Here is a 22,365-nt window from a genome sequence, read left to right as displayed (position 1 = left end):
CCATGCCCCTCGTCTCCGCCCGTACGAAGCTGGCCACCGTCTCCGCCCTCACCGCGCTCGGCGCCTTCGCCTCCATGGGCACCGCGACCGCGGCCACCCCCGTGCTGAACGGCAGCTGGGCGCCGTCCACCCGCTGCCCCGTCGACGCCGGCGCGATGATCGCCTCGGACGGTCTCGACACCTCGCCGCAGTGCGTCGTCTCGTACTCCTTCAGCGGCTCCATCAAGCTGGGCAACACGACCGTGCCGACCGGGAAGACCAACCTCCAGATCGGCGTCGTGCAGAACGCCGACGGCACCAACTCGGTCGTCGCGCCCGCCGGCGGCGCGCTCATCGCCGACTCCGCCACCGTCCCCGGTGGTCTGCTGGGCCTGATGTGTCCGAGCGACATCCCGTTCATCACCGACATCTGCCGGCAGCTGTCGGACGCCAGCCTCAACAAGATCACCGCCACCATGGAGTCGGTCGGCACCCCCTCGGCCTTCGACCAGATCGCGGGCGTCCTCACCGACCAGCCGATCGTGACCATCCCGGTCCGCATCCACCTGCAGAACCCGTTCCTCGGCGACAACTGCTACATCGGGACGAAGTCCAACCCGATCCTGCTGCGCCCGCGGAACCTGAACGCGCCCGAGTTCGGCGTCGAGCGCTTCAACGGCGACGGCTCCGCGAACGAGGAGGGCGACCTGAGCCGCCTCAACCTCCTCGGCTCCACCCAGTACGACGACACCTTCGCCGTCCCCGGCGCCAGCGGCTGCGGCCTGGGCCTCGGTCTGGTCAACGGCGCCGTCAACCTCAAGACGGGTCTGCCCGCCGCCTCCGGGAAGAACAAGCTCGTCCTCAACGACACCCAGACCTACCTGACCGGGCTCTTCGCCCCCGGTGTCCTCGCTCCCGACGCCGGCAAGGTCTTCTCGCAGGACTGGCACTCCGCCGTCAACTAACGGCCACTCAGGGATGATTACCGGCCGACTCGGCCGCGTACACCCTCCCGGAATACCTGACTCTTGCTCAAGTTGTGTACAGCACACAACAGTTGCCCTAGCTTTCAGCAGTCCACATCGGTACGTACCTGTCGGTCACGGCGGCGCCCACCCCTCCAGGTCGGGCGCCGCCGTGCCGCACCCCCCACCGGTCGCGTAGCAGAGCAAGGGATCGGTTCATGCCCTCCATCGCACAGTCACCGGCGCTCGGTGAGCCGCTCGACCCACTGCCCAGAGAGTTCGCCGCGCTGATGAGACCGGAGATCCCGGGCCTCATCAAGGAGATCGGCATCGAGATCGAGCGGGCCTACCCGGTCTACGCCCATCTCTTCAACGGACCCCACTCCGACGCCATCCGCCAGGGCGTGGAGCACGCCCTGTCCGCCTTCGTGGACCGGGTCGACCACCCCGGGACGAAGTCCGCCCTCCGCGACGAACTGCTGCGCCAGTTCGGCCGGGTGGAGGCGTACGAGGGCCGGGACCTCGACACGTTACAAGGCGCCTACCGCCTCGGCGCGCGCATCGCGCTGCGCCGCGCCAAGAGCATCGGGCGCACCTACAACCTCTCCCCCACGCTCATCCTGGCCTTCGCGGACGCCCTCTTCGCGTACGTGGACGAGCTGGAGGCCCTCTCCCGCGAGGGGTACCTCACCGTCCAGACGCGGACGGTCTCCGACGTGGCCGCGCTGCGCAGGAAGCTGCTCCACCTGGTCGTCGCCGGGCCGCCGCTGCCCCGGGCGACCATCGCCGAGCTCTGCCGGGAGGCGTCCTGGCAGCTCCCCGACGAGTGCACCGTCGTCGCCCTCCGGCCGCCCGCCGGCCATGTCGTCCCGTCCCGGTTCGACCGGGACGTCCTCGCCGACCCCGGTCTTCCCAACCCGTACCTGCTGGTCCCCGGACCGCTGACCGGCGAGCGCCTCGCGATGCTCGACGACGCCCTGGCCGGCACGCCCGCCGTCCTCGGACTGACCGTGCCGACCGCGCAGGCCGCCCACTCGCTGCGCTGGTCCCGGCGGGTCCTCCAGCTGATCGACGACGGCATCGTGGCGGACGCGCCCGTCGTGCGCTGCGAGGACCACCTCACGACCCTGTGGCTGCTGTCCGACCCGGCCCTCATGGACCAGCTCGCCCGGCGCGAACTGGCCCCGCTCGACGGCCTGTCCGGCACCCGGCGCGACCGCCTCGTCGAGACCCTGCGCGTCCACGTCTCCACCCGGGCCCCCGCCGAACAGGTCGGCGAGATGCTGGGCGTGCACGCCCAGACGGTCCGCTACCGCCTGCGGAACCTGGACAACCACTTCGGCGACCGGCTCCTCGATCCCGACCACCGGTTCGCCCTGGAAGCGGCCCTGCGCTCGCTCCACCTCCACGGCAGGAAACGGGCGGACTGAGTCCCGTACGCCGGATCGGGGAGACGCTGCGGCCGCCCCGGATCCTCACTCCGCGGGCGCGGTGATCTCCCTCTTGAGGATCTTGCCGCTCGGTCCCAGCGGCAGCGCGTCCACGAGCCACACCCGGCGCGGGTACTTGTAGGCCGCCACGCGGTCCTTGACGTACTCCCGCAGTTCGTCCGGGGTGGCGTCCGCGGCGGGGCGGAGCACGATCGCGGCCGCGACCTCCTCGCCGAGTTCGGGGTGGGGGACGCCCACCACGGCGGCGAGGGCGACGGCCGGGTGCTCGTGGAGGACCTCCTCGATCTCGCGCGGGTAGACGTTGTAGCCGCCGCGGATGATCATGTCCTTCTTGCGGTCGACGACGTAGAGGTAGCCGTCCTCGTCGGCGCGGGCGAGGTCGCCGGTGCGCAGCCAGCCGTCGGGGATGGCCGCCTCGGTCTCCTCGGGGCGGTTCCAGTAGCCCTTCATCACGTTCGGTCCCCGGACGGCCAGTTCGCCGGTCTCTCCCGGGGCCACGTCCTGGCCCTTGTCGTCGAGGACCCGCACCTCGACGTCCCGGATGGGGGTGCCGATGGAGCCGGCCTTGCGGGGCCGGTCGGGGTGGTTGAAGGTGACCACCGGGCTGGTCTCGGACATGCCGAAGCCTTCGAGGACCGAACAGTCGAAGCGCCGCTCGAAGCCGTGCAGGATCTCCACGGGCAGCGAGGCGCCGCCGGAGATGCACATCCGCAGCGTCGACACGTCCGCCTCCGAGGGGTGCTGGAGCAGCGCCGCGTACATGGTCGGCACGCCCTCGAAGACGGTGGCCCGCTCGCGGGCGATCACGTCGAGGACGGTTCCCGGGTCGAAGCGCGGGATCAGGACGAGCGAGGCGCCGCTGCGGACGGCCGCGCTCATGGTGCAGATCTGCCCGAAGATGTGGAACAGCGGCAGACAGCCCACCACCACGTCCTCCGGTGTCATCTGCTGGATGTGGACGGTGTTGACCTCGGTGTTGTGCCGCAGGCCGGCGTGGGAGAGGACGGCGCCCTTGGGGCGGCCCGTGGTCCCGGAGGTGTACAGCAGGACGGCCATGTCCTCGTCGTCCGTGTCGGCGACCTCGGGCAGCGGCTCGTGCCGGCTCAGCGTCCCGGCGAACGCGGCGGGTTCGACGGCCGTGTGCCGCACGCCCGCGGCCGCCGCTCCCTGGGCGCCCTCGCCCGGCGCCTGGTGCCACTCGAAGAGCCGTACCGCGCCGGAGTCGGCGAGGTGGAACTCGGTCTCCCGGGTCTTCAGGAGCGGGTTCATCGGCACGACGACCGCTCCGGCGCGGAGGATGCCGTAGTACAGCACGACGAACTCGGGGACGTTGGGCAGCATCAGGGCGACCCGGTCCCCGGGCCGTACGCCCTCGGACCGGAGCAGGGCGGCGGCGCGGGCACTGCGCTCGTCCAGCTCCGCGTACGTGATGACCCGCTCCCCCAGGCGCAGCGCGGGGTGCTCGGGCTGCCGCCCGGCCGTCTCCACGAGGAACCCTGCCAGATTGGCCATGACCCGCCTCCGTTACACGGAATCGCCGAATGTTTACATCGTCGACATCTTGCAGCCGCAGGCGGTCGCGTCCTATGGCCGGCGGGACAACGGACGGCCTTCCGGATTGTCCCCGGACACAATCCGGTGGCGTTAAGCTGCGCGGATGATCCTTTCGGGTGTGGCGACGGCACTTCGGTCAAGGCTTCCGGAGCTGGGGGAACGCATGGCGCTGCGCATCCGCGCGGAGGTCGAGGCGTACGAGGACGAGGCGCTGATCCCGCTGGACTCGCTGCGCCGCTCCTGCACCGCCAACGCGGACCTCATCCTCGCGCACCTCCGCCTCGGCGGCGCCCCGGACGCGAGTTCGGCCCGTGAGACCGGGCGGCACCGCGCCGAGCAGGGGGTTCCTCTGGCGGACACGCTGCACGCGTACCGGATCGGCTCGCAGTTCCTGTGGACGGAGATCCTCGCCGAGGCCCGCGCGCGCCCCGAGATCTCCGACGGCCTCCTGCTGTCGGAGTCGACGGGGTTCTGGGCCTTGTCCGGTCTGTACGCCGAGGCGGTGGCGGTGGCCTACCGGGAGACGGCAGCGGAGCTCACCTCACAGGGGCAGGCGAGGCGTTCCGCCCTGGTGGAGGCGCTGTTCACCGGCATCGTCACCGACCGCACGCTGTGGGAGACCGCCCGCGAACTGGAGCTGCCCGAGCACGGGCCCTACGCGGTCGCCGCGGCGAAGGCCGGCGCGCCCGGCGAGGAACCGCTCACCGGAGCGGAGGCGGCGCTGCGCCAGGCGAACCTTCCCTCCGCCTGGCGGCTCCTGCCGGACCAGCAGCTCGCCCTGATCGCCCTGCCCACGACGGCGGCGGAGACCACCTGTCTGCGCATCCTGCGCCGGACGCGCGCCCGGGTGGGCTTCAGTCCGCGCTTCCACTCCTTGCGGGACACGCCGCAGGCCCTGCGTTTCGCCCGGCTCGCCCTCGCCGGTCTGGAGGGCACCGGTCCCGGTGTGGCCCGTTTCGACGACAATCCGCTGGCCATGGTCGTCGCCGCGGCTCCGGCCGAGGCCGCGCACCTGATGGAGGTGGTGCTCCGGCCGGTGCTCGACCTCCCGGCCGCGGAACGGTCCCGGCTGCTGCGCACCCTGGAGCACTGGTTCGCCGCGGCCGGCTCGGCCGGCGGCGCGGCGAAGAGCCTGTTCGTACACCCCAACACCGTCCGTTACCGCTTGCGGCGCGTGGAGGAGCTGACGGGCCGGTCCCTCTCCGATCCGCGGGCGACGGCGGACATCGGCGCGGCGCTCCTGGCGGTCCGCAATCCGGGGGCGAGCTGAGGGCTCCCGTCGCGGGGCGGGGTCATTCCTCGTCGACGATGTGCATCGCGGCTTCCTCGGCGGACGCGGCGCCGCCGTCGATCCCGAGGTCCTGGGCGTTCAGTTCCGACCTGATGGGTCCCGTACCCATGTCCTCGGCCATCAGGCGGCCCGCGCGACGGTCGCCGACCTGGTCGTCCAGGAGCTCCCCGTCGGTGTCCGTCGTGTCGCCGAGGCCGTCGTCGTCGGGGACCGGAAGGTCGGGCTCCTCCTCCGCCAGGCGCTCGTCGAGGGATTCTCCGTGCTGCCGTTCGGCCGCGGTCACTCCCGCGTGCTCGGCCCCGAGGGGCCGTTCGGGCGGCGAGTACCCGGCGTCGAGGGGGTCGCCGACCGCCCTCTCGAGGGTGTCCTCGTAGTCCAGGAGGCCCGCGTCGTCCTGGACGTCGCTACCGTCGGGCTGGTAGACGTCATCGCCCCACGCTTCCACCTCGGTCATGTGGAACTCCGTTCCTGCGGCAGGGCCATCATCCGTTCCCAGGGCCACGACGGCTCTCGCCCGGGTTCACTCCTCCCGCTCGAAATCGGCCTCGGCCCGGTCCGCGTCGAGATCGGACTGGGCCTGTGCGTACAGGTCGTGCACGAACCTCCGGGCGTCGTCCGGCGAGATGCCGACGCCGAGCCGGAGCAACCGGCCCGTCCAGGAGGCGAGTGCGTCGTCGGGTTCGGTCATGGCGCCTCCTGAGGGGAGTGCGGTCGATGCCGGCCGATCCGGATGCGTGACGGATCACTGTTCTCATTCCATGCTCCCCGCCTGCGGTGCAAGCGCAACCCGATGTGTCCGGGGCGGGCCGGGACGGTCCCGGCCCGCCCCGGACGACGGGCCTCAGCCCACCCACCGCCGCAGCAGCTCCTCGCGCTGCGCCCCGCGCGGTGTTCCGCCCTCCCGGGAGCGGCCCCATTCCGACATGGCCGCCAGGGTCGTCGCCATCGTCGCGGCGCCCTCCGTGAGGCGGGACAGGAGGGCCCGGGAGAGGTCGACCTCCGCCGGGGAGTAGCCGACGGCCGCGGCCACGTAGGCCTTCAGCTCGTACGCGCCGTCGTGCGACTCCAGGTCCAGCGTCATCACCGGCGGGGCCTCGCCGCCCACGCCCGGGCCCAGGGTCATGGCCAGGTTCATCACGATGTCGAGGGCGACGTCCGTGACCACGCCGACCTGCCGCTTCAGGGACTTCACGGGGACGTCCGCCACCGTCAGGGCGCGTACGTCCTCCCACAGGTGGAGGCCGGACTGTCCGTCGCCGAGGGCCACCACGCCGTCGGGGGTCAGGCGCACCCCGGGGGCCTGGCCGGACGGTTTCGCTCCCACGTACACGTCGCCTTCTGCGATCCAGAACAGGCCCACCATGGCCATGGGTTGCTCACTTCCCCCCGACGGCGGCACGCCGCCGCCGTGTTGCATGTCAAAACGATCAGGTCGCCTTCCGGAACGTACGGGCAGGCCAGGAGGTTCCTGCTTGCCGGCTCCGCGCCCGGAGCTCATCCCCGGGCGGTGGCTTCCCGGCCGTCGCCGGTCCGTGGCGTGGACAGCCAGGCGCGGTAGCCGCGCAGGGCCGTTCGCTGCTTCCGCTGCTCGGAGACGAGGGCGATCGCCGGATGGGTACCGGGCCTGGGGTTCCTTCCGCTGGCGAGGCGGCGCATCTGGTGGCGGACCTGTGCCATGCCGGCGGCCGAGGCGAGGGTCTTGTCCGACCAGGTCACCGGCTTCATCCGCCGCTCGGCCTCGCGGCCGTTCCTCCAGCGGTCGGGCAGGTCCGGGGTGACGGCGAGGGCGGTGCCCATCCCGACGACCGCCACGCCGCTGCCGAGGACGGTCTCGGCCGTGGCGCGCCGGGTGATGCCGCCGGTGAGCATCAGCGGGACGGGGCTGGTCCTGACGAGGTCCTCGGCGAGGTCCAGGAAGTAGGCCTCGCGGGCCCGGGTGCGGTCGTCGGCGGGACGGCCGGTCATCGCCGGGCTCTCGTAGCTGCCGCCGGACAGTTCGACCAGGTCCACGCCGAGCGGTTCCAGCATCTCGATCACCTGTCGCGCGTCGTCGGCGTCGAACCCTCCGCGCTGGAAGTCGGCGGAGTTGAGCTTCACCGCGACCGCGAAGGTCGGGGAGACGGCGGCGCGGACGGCGCGGACGACGTCGAGGAGCAACCGGGCCCGGTTCGCCGGCGACCCGCCCCACCGGTCGGTGCGCTTGTTGACCAGCGGGGAGAGGAACTGGGACAGCAGGTAGCCGTGCGCGGCATGGATCTCGACCCCGTCGAACCCCGCCTGTTCCGCGCGCCGGGCCGTGACGGCGAACCGGGTGACGGTGTCCTCGATCTGCCGCGCGGTCATGGCGGTCGGCCGGCCGAAGCGGCCGCTGTGCCTGCCCAGGTCGACGCCGATGTCGGAGGGGCCCCAGACGACGCCGGGCATGTCGGACGCGACCTGGCGGCCGGGGTGGTTGATCTGCATCCAGATCGACCCGCCGCCGGACTTGCCCGCCTCCGCCCATGCGGCGAACGGCTCCAGCGGCGCGTGTTCGTCGAGTACGACTCCGCCGGGGCCGGTCAGCGCCTCGGCGTGCACCATCACGTTGCCGGTGATCAGCAGCCCGGTGCCGCCGGCGGCCCAGCGCCGGTACAGCGTGATCAGCCTCCGGTCGGGGAGCTGGCCGTCGCCGGCCATGTTCTCCTCCATGGCCGCCTTCGCGATCCGGTTGTCCAGTGTCCGGCCGGAGCGCAGGGGCAGCGGCGAGAACAGCTCGCTGGTCATCTCTGGATTCCCTCTTCCCTGTCGAGCGCCTACGATGTGTGCACCACTCACATTAAGACAGCATGTAAGCGGCGTACACATTGGAGAGGGTGACCTATGTCGCAAGCGGGTACGTATCACCACGGCGATCTGCGCGCCGCCTGCCTGCGTGCCGCGCGGGAACTCCTCGAGGAGGACGGCAGCGCCGGGCTCTCCCTGCGCGCGGTCGCCCGGCGGGCCGGCGTCTCGGCCACGGCTCCCTACCGCCACTACGCGGACCGTGACGCGCTCGTCTCCGCGGTCGCCGCGGAGGGGTACCGCGAGCTCGCCCAGCACCTGACCGCGGCCAGTCCCGCGCCGTCGACGCCCGAGGACCTCGCCTCGGTCGCCGTCGCCTACGTCCGGTTCGCGCTCGACCACCCCGCCCTGTTCCGGGCGATGTTCGCCGAGCCGTGCGACCCGACCGACGAGGAACGGGTCGCCGCGACCGAAGTCATCAAGGAGTACGTCCGCGGCATGGTCCGCGACGCCTTCCCCGGCGCGGACGAGACGGGCGCCCTCCCGACCGGCGTGTGGGCCCTCGTCCACGGCCTGGCGTTCCTGCACCTCGACGGCAAGCTCGACGCCTCCTCCCCCGAGGCCGTCGCCGCCCAGGTGCGGGCCGCCGTCCACGCCCTGTTCGCCGCCGGCTCGGCACCCGTCAGGTCGCCGAACGGATAATCGGTTGCCCGGGGGCGGCGCTCGTGGTTCCAATGACCGGCACCACCACCCGGTCCGAGGGAGACGCCGCCCGATGAACACGCCCCCATCGCCGTCCGCAGCCGGGCACAGGGACGGGTCACCCGTCCGCCTGGGCGCCCTCGTCCCGCTGACGCGGCCCGGCTGGGTCGAGGCGGGACGGCATCTGCTCGCGGGGCTCGACCTGGCCGCGCGCGAGGTGAACGACGCGGGCGGGATCGACGGCAGGCCCCTGGAGCTGCTGGTCCGGGACACCGCGGCCGACCCGGAGCGCGCCGCGGCGGCCGTGGACGAGCTGGCCGGCCTGGGGGTGGCCGCCGTGGTGGGCGAGTACCACAGCGTCGTCGCCCGCGCCGTCGCCGCCCGGGCCGACGCCCTCGGGGTGCCGTTCCTCTGTTCGTCCGCGGTACTCGACGGGCTGACCGAGGAGCCGACGGAGTGGGTCGCGCGCGTGGCCCCGGCCCAGTCCCTGGGCTGGCGGGTCTACGCGGACTTCCTCCTCGCCACGGGCCGGCGCCGGATCGCCGTGGCGTCGCAGCCGAGCGTCTACTGGGCCTCCGGGACCCGCGTCCTGCGGGACCGTCTCGCTCCCCTCGGCGGCACCGTCGTCGAGCTCGACGCGAACGCGCTCGCCCCCGAGGCCCTGTGCGACGCGCTCGTCGACCACGAGGCCACGGCGCTCCTGCTGCTGGTGGGCAGTCCGGAGCCGGCGGTGCCGATCGTCCGGGCCGTCCGTGGCGACCGGCGGCTCGCGGAGCTGCTGATCGGCGCTCCGGCCGGGCAGCCGGAGTTCGCGGGATGGGCCGAGGCGCTGGGTGCGGACGGCGCCGGGATCCCGTTCCTGCGCTATCTGCCCGAGCGCCTCGGCCCGCTCGGCGAACGCGTCGCGAAGGAGCTCCGCGAACGGCTGGGCGAAGCACCCTCGTTCGTCGCCTTCGAGGGCTGGGACACCGTCACCGTCCTCGCCGAGACGCTGCGTTCCCACGGCCCGGACCATACGGCCGTCGCCGGGTCCTGGCCGCGCGTGGCGGTCGAGGGGACGCGCGGACCGATCCGGTTCTCCCGTACGCCGGGCATCGGCGTGTGGCAGTGGACCTGGGCCCCCGTCCAGGTCGTCGACCGGGACCCGGTGTCACCCGACCGCTTCCGCGTCCTCCGCGCCGGCTGAGGGGGAGCGCCTCAGGCGCTCGGGCGCCGAACGTGCAGGTGGCCGTCGTGGGGGAAGGCGGGCGGCGAGGCGGGCAGGATGCGGTCGAAGTCGTACCCGCTCTTCTGCGCGACCCGGCACGACGCCGGATTGTCCACCTGGTGCAGGAGTTCGAGACGCTCCAGGCCGTCCACTTCGAAGCTGTCGAAGGCCCAGGCGGTGACGGCCTCCAGGGCGCGGGGGGCCACTCCCCGCCCGCGCGCGCGTGCCGCGGTCCAGTAGCCCACCTCGGCCGCCGGCCTGCCGGGGGCGGCTTCCTTGAGGACCACGCTTCCCACCAACTGCTCCTGGGCCGAACCGGGTTGCACCTCGAGGACGGCGAAGCCCAGGCGGTTCCCCGCCGCCCAGCCCTGCTGCTGGACCCGCACCCACCGCGCCGCGTGCGCGTCGTCGTCCACCCCCGGCGTCTCCCACAGGCGCAGTCCGGGATCCCCGCTCACCTCGACCAGTGCGGAGGCGTCCTCCCTCCGCCAGGGACGGAGGACGAGAGCGGGAGAGTCGGGCGTCGCGGCCACATGGAGTACGGCAGGGGCAGTCATGAACCGATCATATGCAGCGGCTCGTCCCCCCCGACGGAACGTCAGGAGACGACGGCTCGGTCGGAATCGCTGCGCAGCACGCAGAACTCGTTCCCTTCGGGATCCGCGAGCACGGCCCAGCCCGAACCGTCGGCGTTCCGGTGGTCGGCGACGAAGGTGGCGCCGAGGCCGAGGAGCCGCTCCACCTCCTGGTCGCGCGAGGTATCGGGACGCAGGCACAGGTGGAGCCGGTTCTTGTCCCTCTTCGGCTCGGGCACCTGGTTGAAGTACAGCACGGGGCCCTCCGCGAGGAGCACCTGCGTCTCGCGGGCGCCCGGCCTGTCCTCCGGATCCAGCGGACGGCCCGTCACCGCGCTCCAGAACCGCGCCAGTTCATAGGCATCCGCACAGTCGATCGCCACATTCTGCACTACCGAGACCATGAGGAGTGATCTTTCCTGATCCACGGGCCGGACGCCAACGCGTCGCGTCCACCGACGGCGGGCGACCAGTCCCAGGACGAGGTGCAGCAGGGCGGCCACGGCCGCGGCTCCGTGCATGCCGGTGACGAAGGCGGACTTGGCGTCGTCGGCCATCGCGCCCGTCAGGCCCGGGAGTCGCAGCGTTTCGTCCAGGGTCGGGGCGAGGCCCGGGCCCTGGAGGCGGAACAGCAGGGCGGCGAGCGAGCCGAGCAGTGCGATGCCGAGGGCGCTGCCGATCTCGTTGCCGGTCTCGGCGATCGCGCCCGCCGAGCCGGCCCGCTCGGGCGGGACCGCGCCTACGGCGGTGTCGGCGACGACGGCGAAGGAGATGCCGTAGCCGATGCCGGCGACCGCCGTGGAAGCGACGTACCAGCCGGTTCCGCCGGTGGCGGCGGTGGGCAGGAGCAGGAGCAGCCCGGCGGCGACGAAGAAGTGGCAGACGAGCAGGGCGGTGCGTCTGCCGATGCGGTCCACCAGGGCCGGTGTGACGACGCAGGTCACGGTCAGGACGACCGCGCCCGGCAGCGCGAGGAGGGCGGCCGTCAGGACGGGGACGCCGAGGACGGACTGCAGGTGGACACCGGCCAGGTAGGCGGCGGCCGACCACGCGGCCAGGGGAAGCAGGCCGGTGACCACCGCGATGGTGAAGACCCGGTCGCGGAAGAGCGAGAAGTCGATCAGCGGGTGGTCCAGCCGCCGTTGGCGGAGGACGCACCACGCCAGTACGGCGACGCCCGCCGGTACGGCGAGCACCGCCGGTCCCGTCATCCCCTCGGCCGCGGTGCGCTTGAGCCCGTAGATCGTCAGCAGCAGGCCGGTCGCGGAGGTGACCACGCTGACGAGGTCGACGCGTCCGGGGCGGGTGGCGCGCACCTCGCCGAGCAGACGGGGCGCGAAGGCCAGGAACAGGGCGATGACGGGGAGGTCGACCAGGAACACCGACCCCCACCAGAAGTGCTCCAGGAGCAGGCCGCCGATGACCGGTCCGATCGCGAAGCCCGCCGCGAACGCCGCCGCGAAGACGCCGATGGCGCGCGCCCGCGACCTCGGGTCGGTGAACAGCTCGCCGAGGACGGCCAGGGCCGACGGAAGGAGGGTGGCGCCCGCGATCCCCATCACGGCGCGGGCGGCGATGAGCAGCTCCGCCGTCGGGGCGAACGCGGCGGCGGCCGAGCCGATGCCGAAGAGGACCGCGCCGGCCATGAGGAGCCTGCGGCGTCCGTACCGGTCGCCGATGTTCCCGAACGCGATGAGCAGCGAGCCCACGGCGAAGCCGTAGACGTCCAGGATCCACAGTGCCTGGCCGGCGCCGGGAGCGAGCGCCCGGCCGATCCGCGGCATCGCCAGGAACAGGACGGAGCCGTCCCTCGAGACCAGCAGCACGGGACCGAGGACGACGAGCAGCCCGAGCCACGCCCGGACGCCGCTCCTGCCTGAGGTGTGTCGCGTCATGCCGGCAACGCTCGGGCCCGGCACCTCCCGCAGCCATCCACCCGCTGTGGGTACACCTGACAGGTGCACCCACCCGAGCCCGGGGCTGTCTGGGCTCGGCGGCATGCAGAGCCTCGGAGCATTCCTCAGGAGCCGGCGCGACCGGGTCACCCCCGACCGGATCGGACTGCGCACGTACGGGACCGCCCGCCGGGTCCCGGGGCTGCGCCGCGAGGAGCTCGCCCATCTGGCGGGGGTCAGCGCCGGCTACTACACGCGCCTTGAGCAGGGACTGGCCGAGACCGCCTCCGAGCAGGTGCTCGGCGCCCTCGCCCGCGTACTGGAACTGGACGAGGTGGAGACCGCGCACCTGCACGACCTCGCCCGGCAGCCCTCCCGTCCCGCCCTGGCCGAGCCGCCGCGGGAGGAGCCCCATCCCCGCGTCCTCTCCCTCCTCGCGTCGCTGGCGGAGGCGACCCCGGCGGTCGTGCTCGGCAGGCGCGGGGACGTGCTCGCCTGGAACCGTACGGGCCACGCCCTGTTCGCGGAGCACGTCGACTTCGCCGCGCCCCACCGTCAGGACACCCGTCCCTCGGTTCCGAGGATGTTCTTCCTCGACCCCGGCCCGGGACCTGTACCGCAACCGGGAGGAGCTCGCCCGTGTCCACGTCGCCTACCTCCGGCTCACGGCCGGACGGTTCCCGACCGACGCGCGCCTGGCGCATCTCGTCGGTGAGCTGACCATGCGCAGTGACGCGTTCGCCACGATGTGGGCGAGCGGGGAGGTCGCCGACTGCACCATCGGCGACATGCGTCTGCTGCACCCGACCGTCGGCGCCCTGAGCGTCTCGTACCAGGTCTGGCTCCAGCCCGACAGCCCCGACCACCGCCTGGAGATCTACACGCCCCACGACGCCCCGTCCGCCGACGCGCTGCAGCTTCTCGGCCGCGGGCGAGACGGTGCGTCAGCTCGTCAGGAGCGAACAGCGGTTAACAGTGCGCTAAGATCACGTATGGCGTAATGGAAGTCAACGCCTGTGCAGAACCGCGGAATTCGGACCCGTCGTGCCTTCGCCGTCGGTCCGCCGTGTGTGTCCGCACTGCCCCGCCGGGCGCGCCCGCTCTCCGGTTGTCCCAGAGCGACTTCTTCCACCAGTGCGCTACCGGCCGGCATCGATCCGCACTGCCCGTACGAGCCCCGTCGGTCCGCCGTTGCCCGACGCGCAGGCTCCTTGCTGGAGACGATGTGAAAATCCTTCCCGAGATCTCTCGTACGCTGAGTGAGTACCTCCTCATTCCCGGCCTGACCACGGAAGACTGCACACCCGACCATGTGGATCTCGGCGCGGCGCTGGTGCGTCACCGGGTCGGCGAGGAGGCGGGAATCCGGATCGCCACCCCGATGGTGAGCGCCATCATGCAGGCGGTGTCGTCGCCGACGCTGGCGGTGGCGCTCGCGCAGGTCGGCGGTCTTTCGTTCATCCATCAGAACCAGCGGATCGAGGAGCAGGCCGCGGACGTGCTGGCCGTGAAGCGGCACAAGGCCGGCTTCCGGACCAGCGAGGTCACCGTGGCGCCGACGACGCCGCTCGGCGAGGTCTCCCGGCAGCTGACCGACACCGAGCAGGGCGTGGCCGTGGTCACGCGGAGCGGGGAGCCGGACGGCGCGTTCCTCGGGATCATCAGCCTCGACGACTTCCATCTGGAGCGCCACGGGGCCTACGAGACCGCCGGCAACCGGATGCGGGGCCGCGACAACCTGGTCACCGCGCCGGCCACGGTCTCCCTGTCCGAGGCGAACGAGCTGATCTGGCAGCACCATCTGGACGTCCTCCCGGTGATCGAGGACGACCGGGTCGTCTCCCTGGTCCTCAAGCGGGACTACCAGGCCCACAAGACGTACCACCGGGCGACCGTGGACGGCGAGAAGCGGCTGCGGGTCGGCGCCGGCATCAACTCCCGTGACTTCAAGGACCGCATCCCCGCCCTGGTGGAGGCCGGTGCGGACGTGCTGTGCCTGGACTCCTCCGACGGCTATTCCGTGTACCAGGCGCGGACCGTGGAGTTCGCCCGGGAGACGTACGGGGACGACGTGTACGTCGGCGCGGGGAACGTCGTCGACGGTCGGGCCTTCCGTTACCTGGCCGACGCGGGCGCGGCGTTCGTGAAGGTCGGGATCGGCGGCGGGGCCATCTGCACCACCCGGGCCCAGAAGGGCATCGGCCGCGGGCAGGCCTCCGCGCTGCTCGACGTGGTCGAGGCCCGCGACGCGTACGCGCAGGAGACCGGGGTGTACGTGCCGCTGTGCTGCGACGGCGGTCTGCTCAACGACTCGCACATGGCGATGGCCCTGGCGATGGGCGCGGACTTCATCATGCTCGGCCGCTACTTCGCCCGGCTCGACGAGAGCCCGTCGCGGAAGATGCAGATCGGCGGCCAGTGGTACAAGGAGTACTGGGGCGAGGGCTCGCGGCGCGCGCAGAACGCGGCCCGGTACGGCCAGCGCGGCCAGATGGTCTTCGAGGAGGGCGTCGACGGCTACGTGCCCTACGCGGGCAGCCTGTACGACAACGTGGAGCGGACCCGGGCGAAGCTCACGTCGACGATGATCAGCTGCGGGTCGACGAACCTGCGGGACTTCCACCGTGACGCGGTGCTCGTCCCGGTGTCGGCGGAGTCCTTCAAGCAGACCGGCGCCGAGGTGCAGTTGCGCCGGCCGACCATCGACTCCGGCGAGTGATCTGACCGGACCGTGCCCCGTGCCCCGGCCCCGGTGAGGGCCGGGGCACGGGGCCGCCCGGCCGGGTGTCGGCGTCCGCCGGGCAGGATGGTGTCCATGAGCCCCTTCTTCGAAGCGTCCCGGCCCCGGCAGGTGCCTCTCGGTGAGTACCCGCTGTGGGACGAGGCCCTCGCCCTCGTCAACCGGGATCTCGCGGCGACCCTGCCGGACCGGAAACCCCTGCGCCTGCTGGGACTTCCCGCGGACGACGGTGACGAGACCGAGTACGTCTACGTCGCCATGCCGAACGGCGAGTGGCAGGGCAACTCCCTGGATCCGTGGACGGCGGACGACCCCGCTCAGGCCCTGGCGGCCGTCGCCGACGCGGCACAGGAGACGGTGACCGAGCTCCTCTGGCAGGCGTGGCCGCTCTGCGGGGAGCACGGCATCGGCATGCATCCGCACGAGGCGGACGGGCAGGTGTCCTGGTGGTGCGCGGGCGGGAGGGTCCCGCGCGAACCGGCCCACGTCCACGCGGCGGTGGGCGGTCTCGACGCCTTCGTCCGCCCGCGCCGGCCGAACCGCAAGCATCGGCGTCAGGACTGATCCACGCGCGTCCGCCCTGCCGGGCACCTCACGGCCGGCCTCGCCCCGGGGTGGATAGGCTGACGATCATGACTTCGGCCCTCCCCCATGACGCCACCGCTCAGCCCGTCGTCCTCGATGCCCTGGGCCTCGCGTCCGATCCGGATCTGCACGAGCGCTTCGCGGACTCGGCCCACCGGATCCTGGCGGACCTGGTGGGCCGAGGCGCGGCGCTCGGCTGGGTCGAGCCGCCCTCGCGGGACGAGGTGGCCGAGATTCTGGAGCACGTCGCCTCCGCCGTACGCGCCGGGGACGCGGCCCTCCGCGTCGCCTACCTCGACCGCCGGCTCGTGGGCCTGGGGTACTGGCTCCGCTACGCCCGGCCGACCCATCGGCCGCACGCCGACCTCGAAAAGGTGGCGGTGGACGCCTCCGCCCAGGGTCTCGGTGTCGGCCGGGCGCTGACGGCCGCCCTGATCGAGGACGCTCGGGAGGCGGGGATCGAGGTCCTCACCCTGGACGCCCGGGGCGACAACACCCACGCCCTGCGCCTCTACCGGTCGCTGGGCTTCACCGAGTACGGCCGTCTGCCCGACTTCGTCGCCGTCGGCGAACGCCGCTACGACAAGGTCTTCTGCATGCTCGACCTCCGCCACCGGGACTGACCCCCTACTCGGGTACGGGGTCGTCCTGGCACCGTGGTGTGACGTGCCGGACGACATCTCCTCCCTACCGTTCCGGGCGTCGGCAACGGCCGGCGTTCACGAGAACGGGGACGGTCATGTCCTTCCTCGCGTCACGGCGCGCCCACGACGAACGGCCTCCGGGTTCCGGTTCCCCTGCCCTCCCCTCGCGGTTCGCGAGCCGGGTCGGGTACGCCGCCGCGCTGCTGCCGGCCGCCGTGCTGACGCTGGGGGCGGTCGCGGTCGGGCGTACGGACAGGGCACTTGCCTGGTGGGCGCGCGCCGGTGAGCAGGAACCGGCAGCGCGCTCGTCGCCCCGGCAGCCCGGCGCGTGGCGACTCCTTGCGCACGCCCTGTGGTGCGTGCCGCTCGGCCTGGTGGCCCTGATCCCCGTGGGCATCGAGGTGCTGTTCGTCCTCCGCGGCGCGCTCTACCCCCTCGTCGACCACGGCCCCTACGACCATTCCTGGGGCGGCCCGAGCCGGGGCGGGGCGTGGCTCGTGCACTTCCTCGTCGCCCTGCCGTTCGCGGCCGCCGCCCTGGGAGCCCTCTGGCTGCTGAACCGGCTGCACGCCCGCCTGGCGGGCGGGATGTGGGGCCGCGGGGTGGGGCCGTGGCCCGTCCTGGCCCTGCTGGGTTCCTCCGTGGCCGGCACCGTGTTCGTCATCTCCTGGATCCACCAGTGGTGAATCCCCCCGGGGGCCGGCCCGGCGTCGTGGTCAGTCCTTCACGCGCAGCAGCAGCTTGCCCGTGGAGCTGCGGCCGCCCAGGAGCTCGTGGGCTCCGGCCGCTTCGGACAGGGGGAACTCGGCGGTGACGGGGAGGGTCACCGCGCCCTCGGAGACCGTGCGCAGGGCGCGTTCGGTCAGGGCGCGCGCGGCGTCGGGGGCCGTCTGGGCGAGGGACAGGACCGAGAAGCCCGTCACGGAGTGGCCCTGGCCGTACAGTTCGGCCTGGCCGACCTGCCAGGGTGTGCCTCCGCCGGCGTTGCCGAAGGAGACCAGGCGCCCGAAGACGGCGAGGGCGCCGAGGCCGCGGCGCAGCGTGTCACCGCCCAAGGGGTCGAGGACGAGGTCGACCCCCCGGCCGCCGGTGGCCCGCCGGACGTCCTCGTCGAAGGTGTCGGGCCGGAAGACCTCGTCGTAGCCGTACTTCAGGGCGTACGCGGCCTTCGCCTCGGTGGAGGCCACTCCGTAGACGGCTCCCGCGCCCGCCGCCCGGGCCAGTTGGCCGACCGCCGTGCCGATGCCTCCCGCCGCCCCGTGCACCAGCACGGTCTCCCCCGCCCGCAGCCGTCCCACCTCGTGGATCAGGGCGTGTGCGGTCGGCAGGACGGTGGGGAGGGTGGCCGCGGTCCGCAGGTCAAGGCCCTCGGGGAGGGGGAACACGGCCGAGGCCTCGGCGAGGACCACCTCGGCGTATCCGCCGCCGGCGACGAGGGCGGCGACCTCCTGGCCCACTTCGAGACCGCCGACCCCCTCGCCGAGGGCCCGGACGTGGCCGGAGACCTCCAGGCCGGGGCGGTAGGGCAGTTCGCCGACCCGGTATCCCTCCGCCCGCGCCTTGACGTCGGCGAAGTTCACCCCGGCCCAGGCGACGTCGATGGCCACCTGGCCCGGTCCCGGCCGAGGCGCCGTGACCTCGACGAGTCGCAGGACCTCGGGAGCGCCGTACTCGTGGAACTCGATCGCGCGCATGGACGAACCACCCTTCGAGGAGGGCTCGGACGGGGAGCCCGGACGGAGTGTTCAACGGGAAGCGAACACTCGCACTGTATGATGGTCATCGAACAATGGGCAAGCGGATCTCGGCGGAGGAGTGGACGGAATGCCGGAGCAGACCGGGAGCACGGGGCACCGTCCGGCCCCCGTGCACACGCACCCCGACGACGTCGCCCTCCTCACCGCGCTCTCCGCGCTCGCGGACCCCGTGCGCATCCAGCTGATCCGCGAACTGGCCGCCCAGCCCGACTGGACGCTCAGCTGCAGCAACTTCGACGTGCCCGTCGGCAGGGCCGCCAAGAGCCACCACTTCGCCGTCCTGCGCGGCGCCGGCCTCGTCGAACAGCGCGACCAGGGGCCGAAGCGGCTCAACCGCCTGCGCCGCGAGGAATTCACCGCCCGCTTCCCCGGCCTCCTCGAACTCACCCTGCGCGCCGACGCGTCGTGACAGCCCCTCAGACCTTCACCCCCGTGAGCCCGTGGAGGTTGCGCACGCGGTAGACGGCCGTCACGACGCCGTCGCGGACCTCGATCGAGGCCACCCGGTCGAACACGTCGCCGATGAGCACGGCCGGCGACCGCAGCGCCTCCTGGGGCTGGAGGATCACGGCGGCGAGGGCCGCGCGGACGGTCTCCGGCCGGCTGTCGAGACAGCGCTCGGCCCGACCCGGTTCCATCGCCAGGCGGACAAGGCGCCGCTGGGGCCGTCGTGGACGTCGCGTTCGAGGGGGCGCAGCGTGGCCGCCTCGGCCGTGACGGCGGCGAGGGTCCGCGCCCGGGTCGTGTCCCGCTCCTGTTCGAGCCCGCTGACGCGTCGGAGAGCAGCACGAGGCCGACGGCGGTTCCGAAGACGGCGTGGGCCGCTTCGCATCACGCACCGCGCGCGGGCCCCTTCAGGGCTCCCTTCCGGCTCCTCGCCCAGGGCCACCGGACGCACCTGGGCGATGCGCCGTCGTTCCGGGTCGGCGCACCACCGTGCCGGGGCCGGCGCGCGGGCCACGATCGGTGGACCGCCGGGCAGCAGCAGACCGACCGTGGCGGCGAACGGTCCGCCGAGTGCCGGCAGGAGTCCGGCCGCGGCGGTCACGGGGGGGGCGGGCGGCGTCAGCCGACCCGGTCGGTCGCCGTGACCCGGTGGGCCTCCAGGCCGGGCGCGGCGAGCAGGTCGGCGATCAGTTCCTCGGATCCGCAGACGTAGGTGCTCGCCAGGTCGGTGTCGCCGCCCACGCACCAGGCGCGGTCCTGCGGCCACCACAGGTCGGGGAGTTCGGCGAACTCTTCCAGGAGTTCCGGGGACACGACGTCGGCCAGCGTTCCGGACAGCAGGATCTCCTCCCTCTCGGGAGTCGGGAAGGTGGGGACCCCGTGCCAGTCCCAGCGCCCGTACCCCTCCCACAGCCCGAACCAGCACCGTTCCGGCGTGGTCGTGTGCCGCGCGAGGACGGGGATCAGGGCACGCGCGACGCCGCCGGGCGTGGGGCCTTCGCCGGGGTGCTCGTCCCATACGCCGGGCAGGCCGTAGTACCCCAGGTTCTGCTGGAACCGCTCCGCGCCGATCACCTCGTGCCAGTCCGTCAGCGCCTCGACCTGCCGCCCGTAGGCGGTGGCGACGGTGTCCCAGCGGACCGGGGCCTCGTCGAGAGCCGCGGGATGCAGGACGCGCGCGTACGCCGGGAAGCCGGGGGCGGCGACACCGGCGACGGTACCGAAGTCACCGTGACCGGGATGGCGTTCGGCGAGCCAGCGCGCCGGCCCGAGGCCCTCGGTCTCGACGCGCAGGCGTCCGTACAGTGCGGGACCGGGTTCCGTGCCCGATCGGGTCCATCCGTCCATGCGTACAGTCTGCCCCGGCGTTGGTCCGGGACGGTCGATGACCCGATCGCGGGCGTCGCGTTGCCGGGCGGGGACGGGTGGCGGGGTTACGGTCGGCGGCATGGTGGGTGATCGTCAAGGGTGGCTCCGGTGTCTGCTCGCCGGGGCCGTGTTCGTCGTGGGGATGACCGGCACCACGCTGCCGACGCCGCTCTACCCCCTGTACCAGGAGAAGTTCGGCTTCTCCGAGCTGACGGTGACCGTCGTGTACGCCGTGTACGCCTTCGGGGTCATCGGCGTGCTGCTTCTCGCCGGCAACGCCTCGGACACGGTCGGCAGGCGGCCGACGCTGCTGTGGGGGCTCGGATTCGCGGCGGCGAGCGCGATCTGTTTCCTGTCCGCCGACGGGCTGGGCTGGCTGTACGCGGGCCGGCTGCTCTCGGGCCTGTCCGCCGGCCTTTTCACGGGGGCCGCCACCGCGTACGTCATGGACCTCGCCCCGCCCGGCGGCCAGTCGCGGGCGACGTTCGTGGCGACGGCCGCCAACATGGGCGGGCTGGGCTGCGGGCCTCTGCTCGCCGGGCTGCTCGCGGAGTACGCCCCCGAGCCGCTGCTCCTCCCGTTCGCCGTCCACCTCGCCCTGGTGGCCGTATCGGCCCTCGTCCTCCTGCGGCTGCCGGAGACCGTGCGGGCGCCTCGGCCCCTGACCGCCGTACGGCCGCAGCGGCCGGCCCTGCCCGCGCAGGTGCGTCCGGTGTTCGTGCCGGCGGCGATCGCCTCGTTCGCGGGCTTCGCCCTGTTCGGGGTGTTCACCTCGGTCAGTCCCGCCTTCCTCGCCCGGTTCCTGCACGTGGACAACCACGCCGTGAGCGGTCTGATCGTCGCGCTGGCCTTCTTCGCCTCCACCGCCGGACAGCTCGCCGTCGACCGCCTCGGAGTCTCCCGCTCCCTGCCCCTGGGCTGCGCCGTGCTCTTCGCCGGCCTGGCCTTCCTCGCGGGAGCGCTCTCCACGGAGCTCCTCGCCCTCGTGGTCCTCGCCGCCCTCATCGGCGGCGCCGGCCAAGGCCTCTCCTTCCGTGCGGCCCTGTCCGCCGTCGCCGCGGCCGCGCCCGTGGACCAGCGCGCGGCGGTCATCTCGACCCTGTTCGTGGTCGCCTACACGGGCATCTCCATCCCGGTCATCGGAGTCGGCCTCCTGTCCGAACCCCTCGGTCTGGAACAGGCGGGCCTGGCGTTCACCGCCTGCATGCTGGTCCTGGTCGCCTCGGCCGCCGCGTACCTGCTGCGCAGGCCGGTGAGAACGGGAGGCCGGTGAGGCCTCACATGGGGAGGGAGAGGAGGCGGACCTCCCCGGCCGGCCAGGCCGCACCGTCGTGGAGTGGCGTCCACATGGTCCTCAGCGGCACGATCACGGCCCCCTCGGGTTGTTCGACGTGGACGTCCTGCTCGACAGTCCGCCAGCCGAGTCGCCGGTAGAGCGGGACGAGCGGTGGGCGGCAGAAGAGAAGCCCGTACCGCGGCCCCATCGCCCGCGCGTGGTCCAGGGCCGCCGACACGACCGCCCGCGCCAGTCCGTGCCCCCGTAGGTCCGGAGCGACGGCCACGCCGCCGACGCCCACCGCCTGTGTCCCGGCGCCGTCGATCGACAGGGGGATTCGGAGCAGGCCCGCGTGCGCGACGAGGCGGCCGTTCCGCCTGATGCCGAAATGCTCCTTCTTGGGCAGCCACGTCAGTCCGGCGTCCGCTACGCCGAAGGGATCGGCACCGTCGCCGAGGATTTCGGTCTGGTCGCTCTTCGAGTAGTCCGCGAGCCGCACCACGGTCGGCGAAGCGGGAGGGTGACGGTCTGTCATCGTGGCCTGTTCCTTTCATGTCGGCACGCGCGCTCAGGTCAGCTTCGAGGATCGGCCGGTTGCCTGGGCAGACGCACCGGCGCGTCGTCACCCGCGGAGGCCACCCCGAGGTCCCGGCGCATCAAAGTCCTCAGGGTCTTCAGCAGTTCCCAGACCTCCGCCTGGGCGCGGAACGCGGTGGCGATCGTCTCCCCGGGCTTGGGCTCTTCTCGGTCGAGGCGTTTGACCTGCCCGTACACCCTGTTCAGGGCTTTGTTGACCGCGCTCGCGCAGGAGAGGACGTCGTCGGGGACGATCAGCTGCGCTTGGGAGTACGTGTCGCGGTGGGTTCTTTTCGCCTCGTCGAGCTCCACGCGATCGGCCTCCTCGACCCTCCGTTCCTGCATGACGTGCAGGAACTGGCTGAGCGCCGTGGTGAACTGACGTGCGTCCCGATTGAGCTCCACGTAACTGGTGCGTCGGAGAGCCAGGTTCTCGCTGACCTCCTCGTGGTCCCGGACCAGCTCTATCTCCCGGCGTTTCGCCCGTTCGGAGGCGCGTTGGGTGAGCAGCGAGCCGCCCAACGTGCCGGCCACACCTGCCACCGCGATGAACACAGAGCCGAGATCCACAGCACCCCTCGAAGCCGTTTGCA

General features: G+C 72.8%; 23 protein-coding genes and 2 pseudogenes. 12 read left to right on the top strand and 13 right to left on the bottom strand.

Annotation, left to right across the window (positions count from 1 at the left end; translation table 11 throughout):
- Positions 1-2: 2 nt before the first annotated feature.
- Positions 3-944 carry a hypothetical protein gene (locus ACFYUS_RS21640; RefSeq protein WP_388854336.1) on the top strand — a complete coding sequence of 314 codons (942 nt, stop codon included), beginning with the start codon at positions 3-5 and terminating at the stop codon, positions 942-944.
- A 218-nt stretch (positions 945-1,162) separates the two neighbouring features.
- The gene (locus ACFYUS_RS21635; RefSeq protein ID WP_388854333.1) at positions 1,163-2,374 is read left to right on the top strand and encodes a helix-turn-helix domain-containing protein; all 1,212 of its coding nucleotides are present in this window, start codon (positions 1,163-1,165) and stop codon (positions 2,372-2,374) included.
- Positions 2,375-2,419: 45 nt separating this feature from the next.
- Here the strand turns inward: ACFYUS_RS21635 and ACFYUS_RS21630 are convergent, their stop codons facing one another.
- A complete protein-coding gene (locus ACFYUS_RS21630; protein ID WP_388854330.1) occupies positions 2,420-3,907 on the bottom strand; it encodes a long-chain fatty acid--CoA ligase in 1,488 nt (495 codons plus the stop codon).
- A gap of 205 nt (positions 3,908-4,112) precedes the next feature.
- Between ACFYUS_RS21630 and ACFYUS_RS21625 the strand changes: the two genes are divergently transcribed.
- The gene (locus tag ACFYUS_RS21625; RefSeq protein ID WP_388854329.1) at positions 4,113-5,219 is read left to right on the top strand and encodes a PucR family transcriptional regulator; all 1,107 of its coding nucleotides are present in this window, start codon (positions 4,113-4,115) and stop codon (positions 5,217-5,219) included.
- A gap of 22 nt (positions 5,220-5,241) precedes the next feature.
- Here ACFYUS_RS21625 and ACFYUS_RS21620 read toward each other — a convergent pair whose 3' ends face one another.
- The 4 genes from ACFYUS_RS21620 to ACFYUS_RS21605 all read right to left on the bottom strand — a co-directional run bounded on the left by ACFYUS_RS21620 (position 5,242) and on the right by ACFYUS_RS21605 (position 8,003).
- On the bottom strand, positions 5,242-5,694 hold the full coding sequence (locus ACFYUS_RS21620; RefSeq protein ID WP_388854327.1) for a DUF5709 domain-containing protein: 453 nt from the start codon (positions 5,692-5,694) through the stop codon (positions 5,242-5,244).
- Positions 5,695-5,760: 66 nt separating this feature from the next.
- Positions 5,761-5,928 (bottom strand): hypothetical protein, encoded by a 168-nt coding sequence (locus ACFYUS_RS21615; RefSeq protein ID WP_388854325.1) that lies wholly within the window; start codon positions 5,926-5,928, stop codon positions 5,761-5,763.
- Between the two features lie 153 nt (positions 5,929-6,081).
- The gene (locus ACFYUS_RS21610) at positions 6,082-6,609 is read right to left on the bottom strand and encodes a hypothetical protein (protein WP_388854322.1); all 528 of its coding nucleotides are present in this window, start codon (positions 6,607-6,609) and stop codon (positions 6,082-6,084) included.
- Positions 6,610-6,734: 125 nt separating this feature from the next.
- Entirely contained in the window at positions 6,735-8,003 is a 1,269-nt protein-coding gene (locus tag ACFYUS_RS21605; RefSeq protein WP_388854319.1) for an NADH:flavin oxidoreductase/NADH oxidase family protein, read from the bottom strand.
- A 96-nt stretch (positions 8,004-8,099) separates the two neighbouring features.
- Here ACFYUS_RS21605 and ACFYUS_RS21600 point away from each other — a divergent pair, with 96 nt between their 5' ends.
- Positions 8,100-8,702, top strand: coding sequence for a TetR/AcrR family transcriptional regulator (locus ACFYUS_RS21600; protein ID WP_388854316.1), 603 nt, complete (start codon positions 8,100-8,102; stop codon positions 8,700-8,702).
- 73 nt (positions 8,703-8,775) lie between these two features.
- On the top strand, positions 8,776-9,888 hold the full coding sequence (locus tag ACFYUS_RS21595; protein ID WP_388854313.1) for an ABC transporter substrate-binding protein: 1,113 nt from the start codon (positions 8,776-8,778) through the stop codon (positions 9,886-9,888).
- Between the two features lie 11 nt (positions 9,889-9,899).
- On the opposite strand, the gene ACFYUS_RS21590 is transcribed toward ACFYUS_RS21595, so the two are convergent.
- The 3 genes and pseudogenes from ACFYUS_RS21590 to ACFYUS_RS21580 form a co-directional block, all read right to left on the bottom strand.
- Positions 9,900-10,466 (bottom strand): GNAT family N-acetyltransferase, encoded by a 567-nt coding sequence (locus ACFYUS_RS21590; RefSeq protein ID WP_388854310.1) that lies wholly within the window; start codon positions 10,464-10,466, stop codon positions 9,900-9,902.
- Positions 10,467-10,507: 41 nt separating this feature from the next.
- Complete coding sequence (locus ACFYUS_RS21585) at positions 10,508-10,888, bottom strand: VOC family protein (protein ID WP_388855122.1); 381 nt, start codon at positions 10,886-10,888, stop codon at positions 10,508-10,510.
- A 42-nt stretch (positions 10,889-10,930) separates the two neighbouring features.
- Positions 10,931-12,379 (bottom strand): annotated as a pseudogene (locus tag ACFYUS_RS21580) (MFS transporter); the annotation flags it as partial.
- A 103-nt stretch (positions 12,380-12,482) separates the two neighbouring features.
- On the opposite strand from ACFYUS_RS21580, the pseudogene ACFYUS_RS21575 reads away from it, so the two are divergent.
- From ACFYUS_RS21575 to ACFYUS_RS21555, 5 genes and pseudogenes are all read left to right on the top strand, one after another.
- Positions 12,483-13,380: pseudogene (locus ACFYUS_RS21575) on the top strand (helix-turn-helix transcriptional regulator).
- A gap of 224 nt (positions 13,381-13,604) precedes the next feature.
- Positions 13,605-15,098, top strand: a complete 1,494-nt coding sequence (locus tag ACFYUS_RS21570; protein WP_388854307.1) for an IMP dehydrogenase — start codon at positions 13,605-13,607, stop codon at positions 15,096-15,098.
- A 96-nt stretch (positions 15,099-15,194) separates the two neighbouring features.
- Positions 15,195-15,683 (top strand): hypothetical protein, encoded by a 489-nt coding sequence (locus ACFYUS_RS21565; RefSeq protein WP_388854304.1) that lies wholly within the window; start codon positions 15,195-15,197, stop codon positions 15,681-15,683.
- 68 nt (positions 15,684-15,751) lie between these two features.
- The gene (locus tag ACFYUS_RS21560) at positions 15,752-16,327 is read left to right on the top strand and encodes a GNAT family N-acetyltransferase (protein ID WP_388854301.1); all 576 of its coding nucleotides are present in this window, start codon (positions 15,752-15,754) and stop codon (positions 16,325-16,327) included.
- A gap of 116 nt (positions 16,328-16,443) precedes the next feature.
- A complete protein-coding gene (locus ACFYUS_RS21555; protein WP_388854298.1) occupies positions 16,444-17,034 on the top strand; it encodes a hypothetical protein in 591 nt (196 codons plus the stop codon).
- A gap of 30 nt (positions 17,035-17,064) precedes the next feature.
- On the opposite strand, the gene ACFYUS_RS21550 is transcribed toward ACFYUS_RS21555, so the two are convergent.
- Entirely contained in the window at positions 17,065-18,042 is a 978-nt protein-coding gene (locus ACFYUS_RS21550; RefSeq protein WP_388854295.1) for a zinc-binding alcohol dehydrogenase family protein, read from the bottom strand.
- A gap of 130 nt (positions 18,043-18,172) precedes the next feature.
- Between ACFYUS_RS21550 and ACFYUS_RS21545 the strand changes: the two genes are divergently transcribed.
- On the top strand, positions 18,173-18,514 hold the full coding sequence (locus tag ACFYUS_RS21545; protein WP_388854292.1) for an ArsR/SmtB family transcription factor: 342 nt from the start codon (positions 18,173-18,175) through the stop codon (positions 18,512-18,514).
- Between the two features lie 7 nt (positions 18,515-18,521).
- Here the strand turns inward: ACFYUS_RS21545 and ACFYUS_RS21540 are convergent, their stop codons facing one another.
- Positions 18,522-18,743 (bottom strand): hypothetical protein, encoded by a 222-nt coding sequence (locus ACFYUS_RS21540; RefSeq protein ID WP_388854289.1) that lies wholly within the window; start codon positions 18,741-18,743, stop codon positions 18,522-18,524.
- 427 nt (positions 18,744-19,170) lie between these two features.
- Entirely contained in the window at positions 19,171-19,899 is a 729-nt protein-coding gene (locus ACFYUS_RS21535) for a hypothetical protein (RefSeq protein ID WP_388854286.1), read from the bottom strand.
- A gap of 100 nt (positions 19,900-19,999) precedes the next feature.
- On the opposite strand from ACFYUS_RS21535, the gene ACFYUS_RS21530 reads away from it, so the two are divergent.
- A complete protein-coding gene (locus tag ACFYUS_RS21530; protein ID WP_388854283.1) occupies positions 20,000-21,193 on the top strand; it encodes an MFS transporter in 1,194 nt (397 codons plus the stop codon).
- Positions 21,194-21,197: 4 nt separating this feature from the next.
- Here ACFYUS_RS21530 and ACFYUS_RS21525 read toward each other — a convergent pair whose 3' ends face one another.
- Both ACFYUS_RS21525 and ACFYUS_RS21520 read right to left on the bottom strand, forming a co-directional pair.
- On the bottom strand, positions 21,198-21,731 hold the full coding sequence (locus ACFYUS_RS21525) for a GNAT family N-acetyltransferase (RefSeq protein ID WP_388854280.1): 534 nt from the start codon (positions 21,729-21,731) through the stop codon (positions 21,198-21,200).
- 38 nt (positions 21,732-21,769) lie between these two features.
- Positions 21,770-22,306, bottom strand: coding sequence for a hypothetical protein (locus ACFYUS_RS21520; protein ID WP_388854277.1), 537 nt, complete (start codon positions 22,304-22,306; stop codon positions 21,770-21,772).
- Positions 22,307-22,365: the final 59 nt, after the last annotated feature.

This window comes from Streptomyces sp. NPDC004284 (assembly GCF_042874035.1).
Classification (GTDB): domain Bacteria; phylum Actinomycetota; class Actinomycetes; order Streptomycetales; family Streptomycetaceae; genus Streptomyces.
This window is presented reverse-complemented; position numbering and strand designations above follow the sequence as displayed.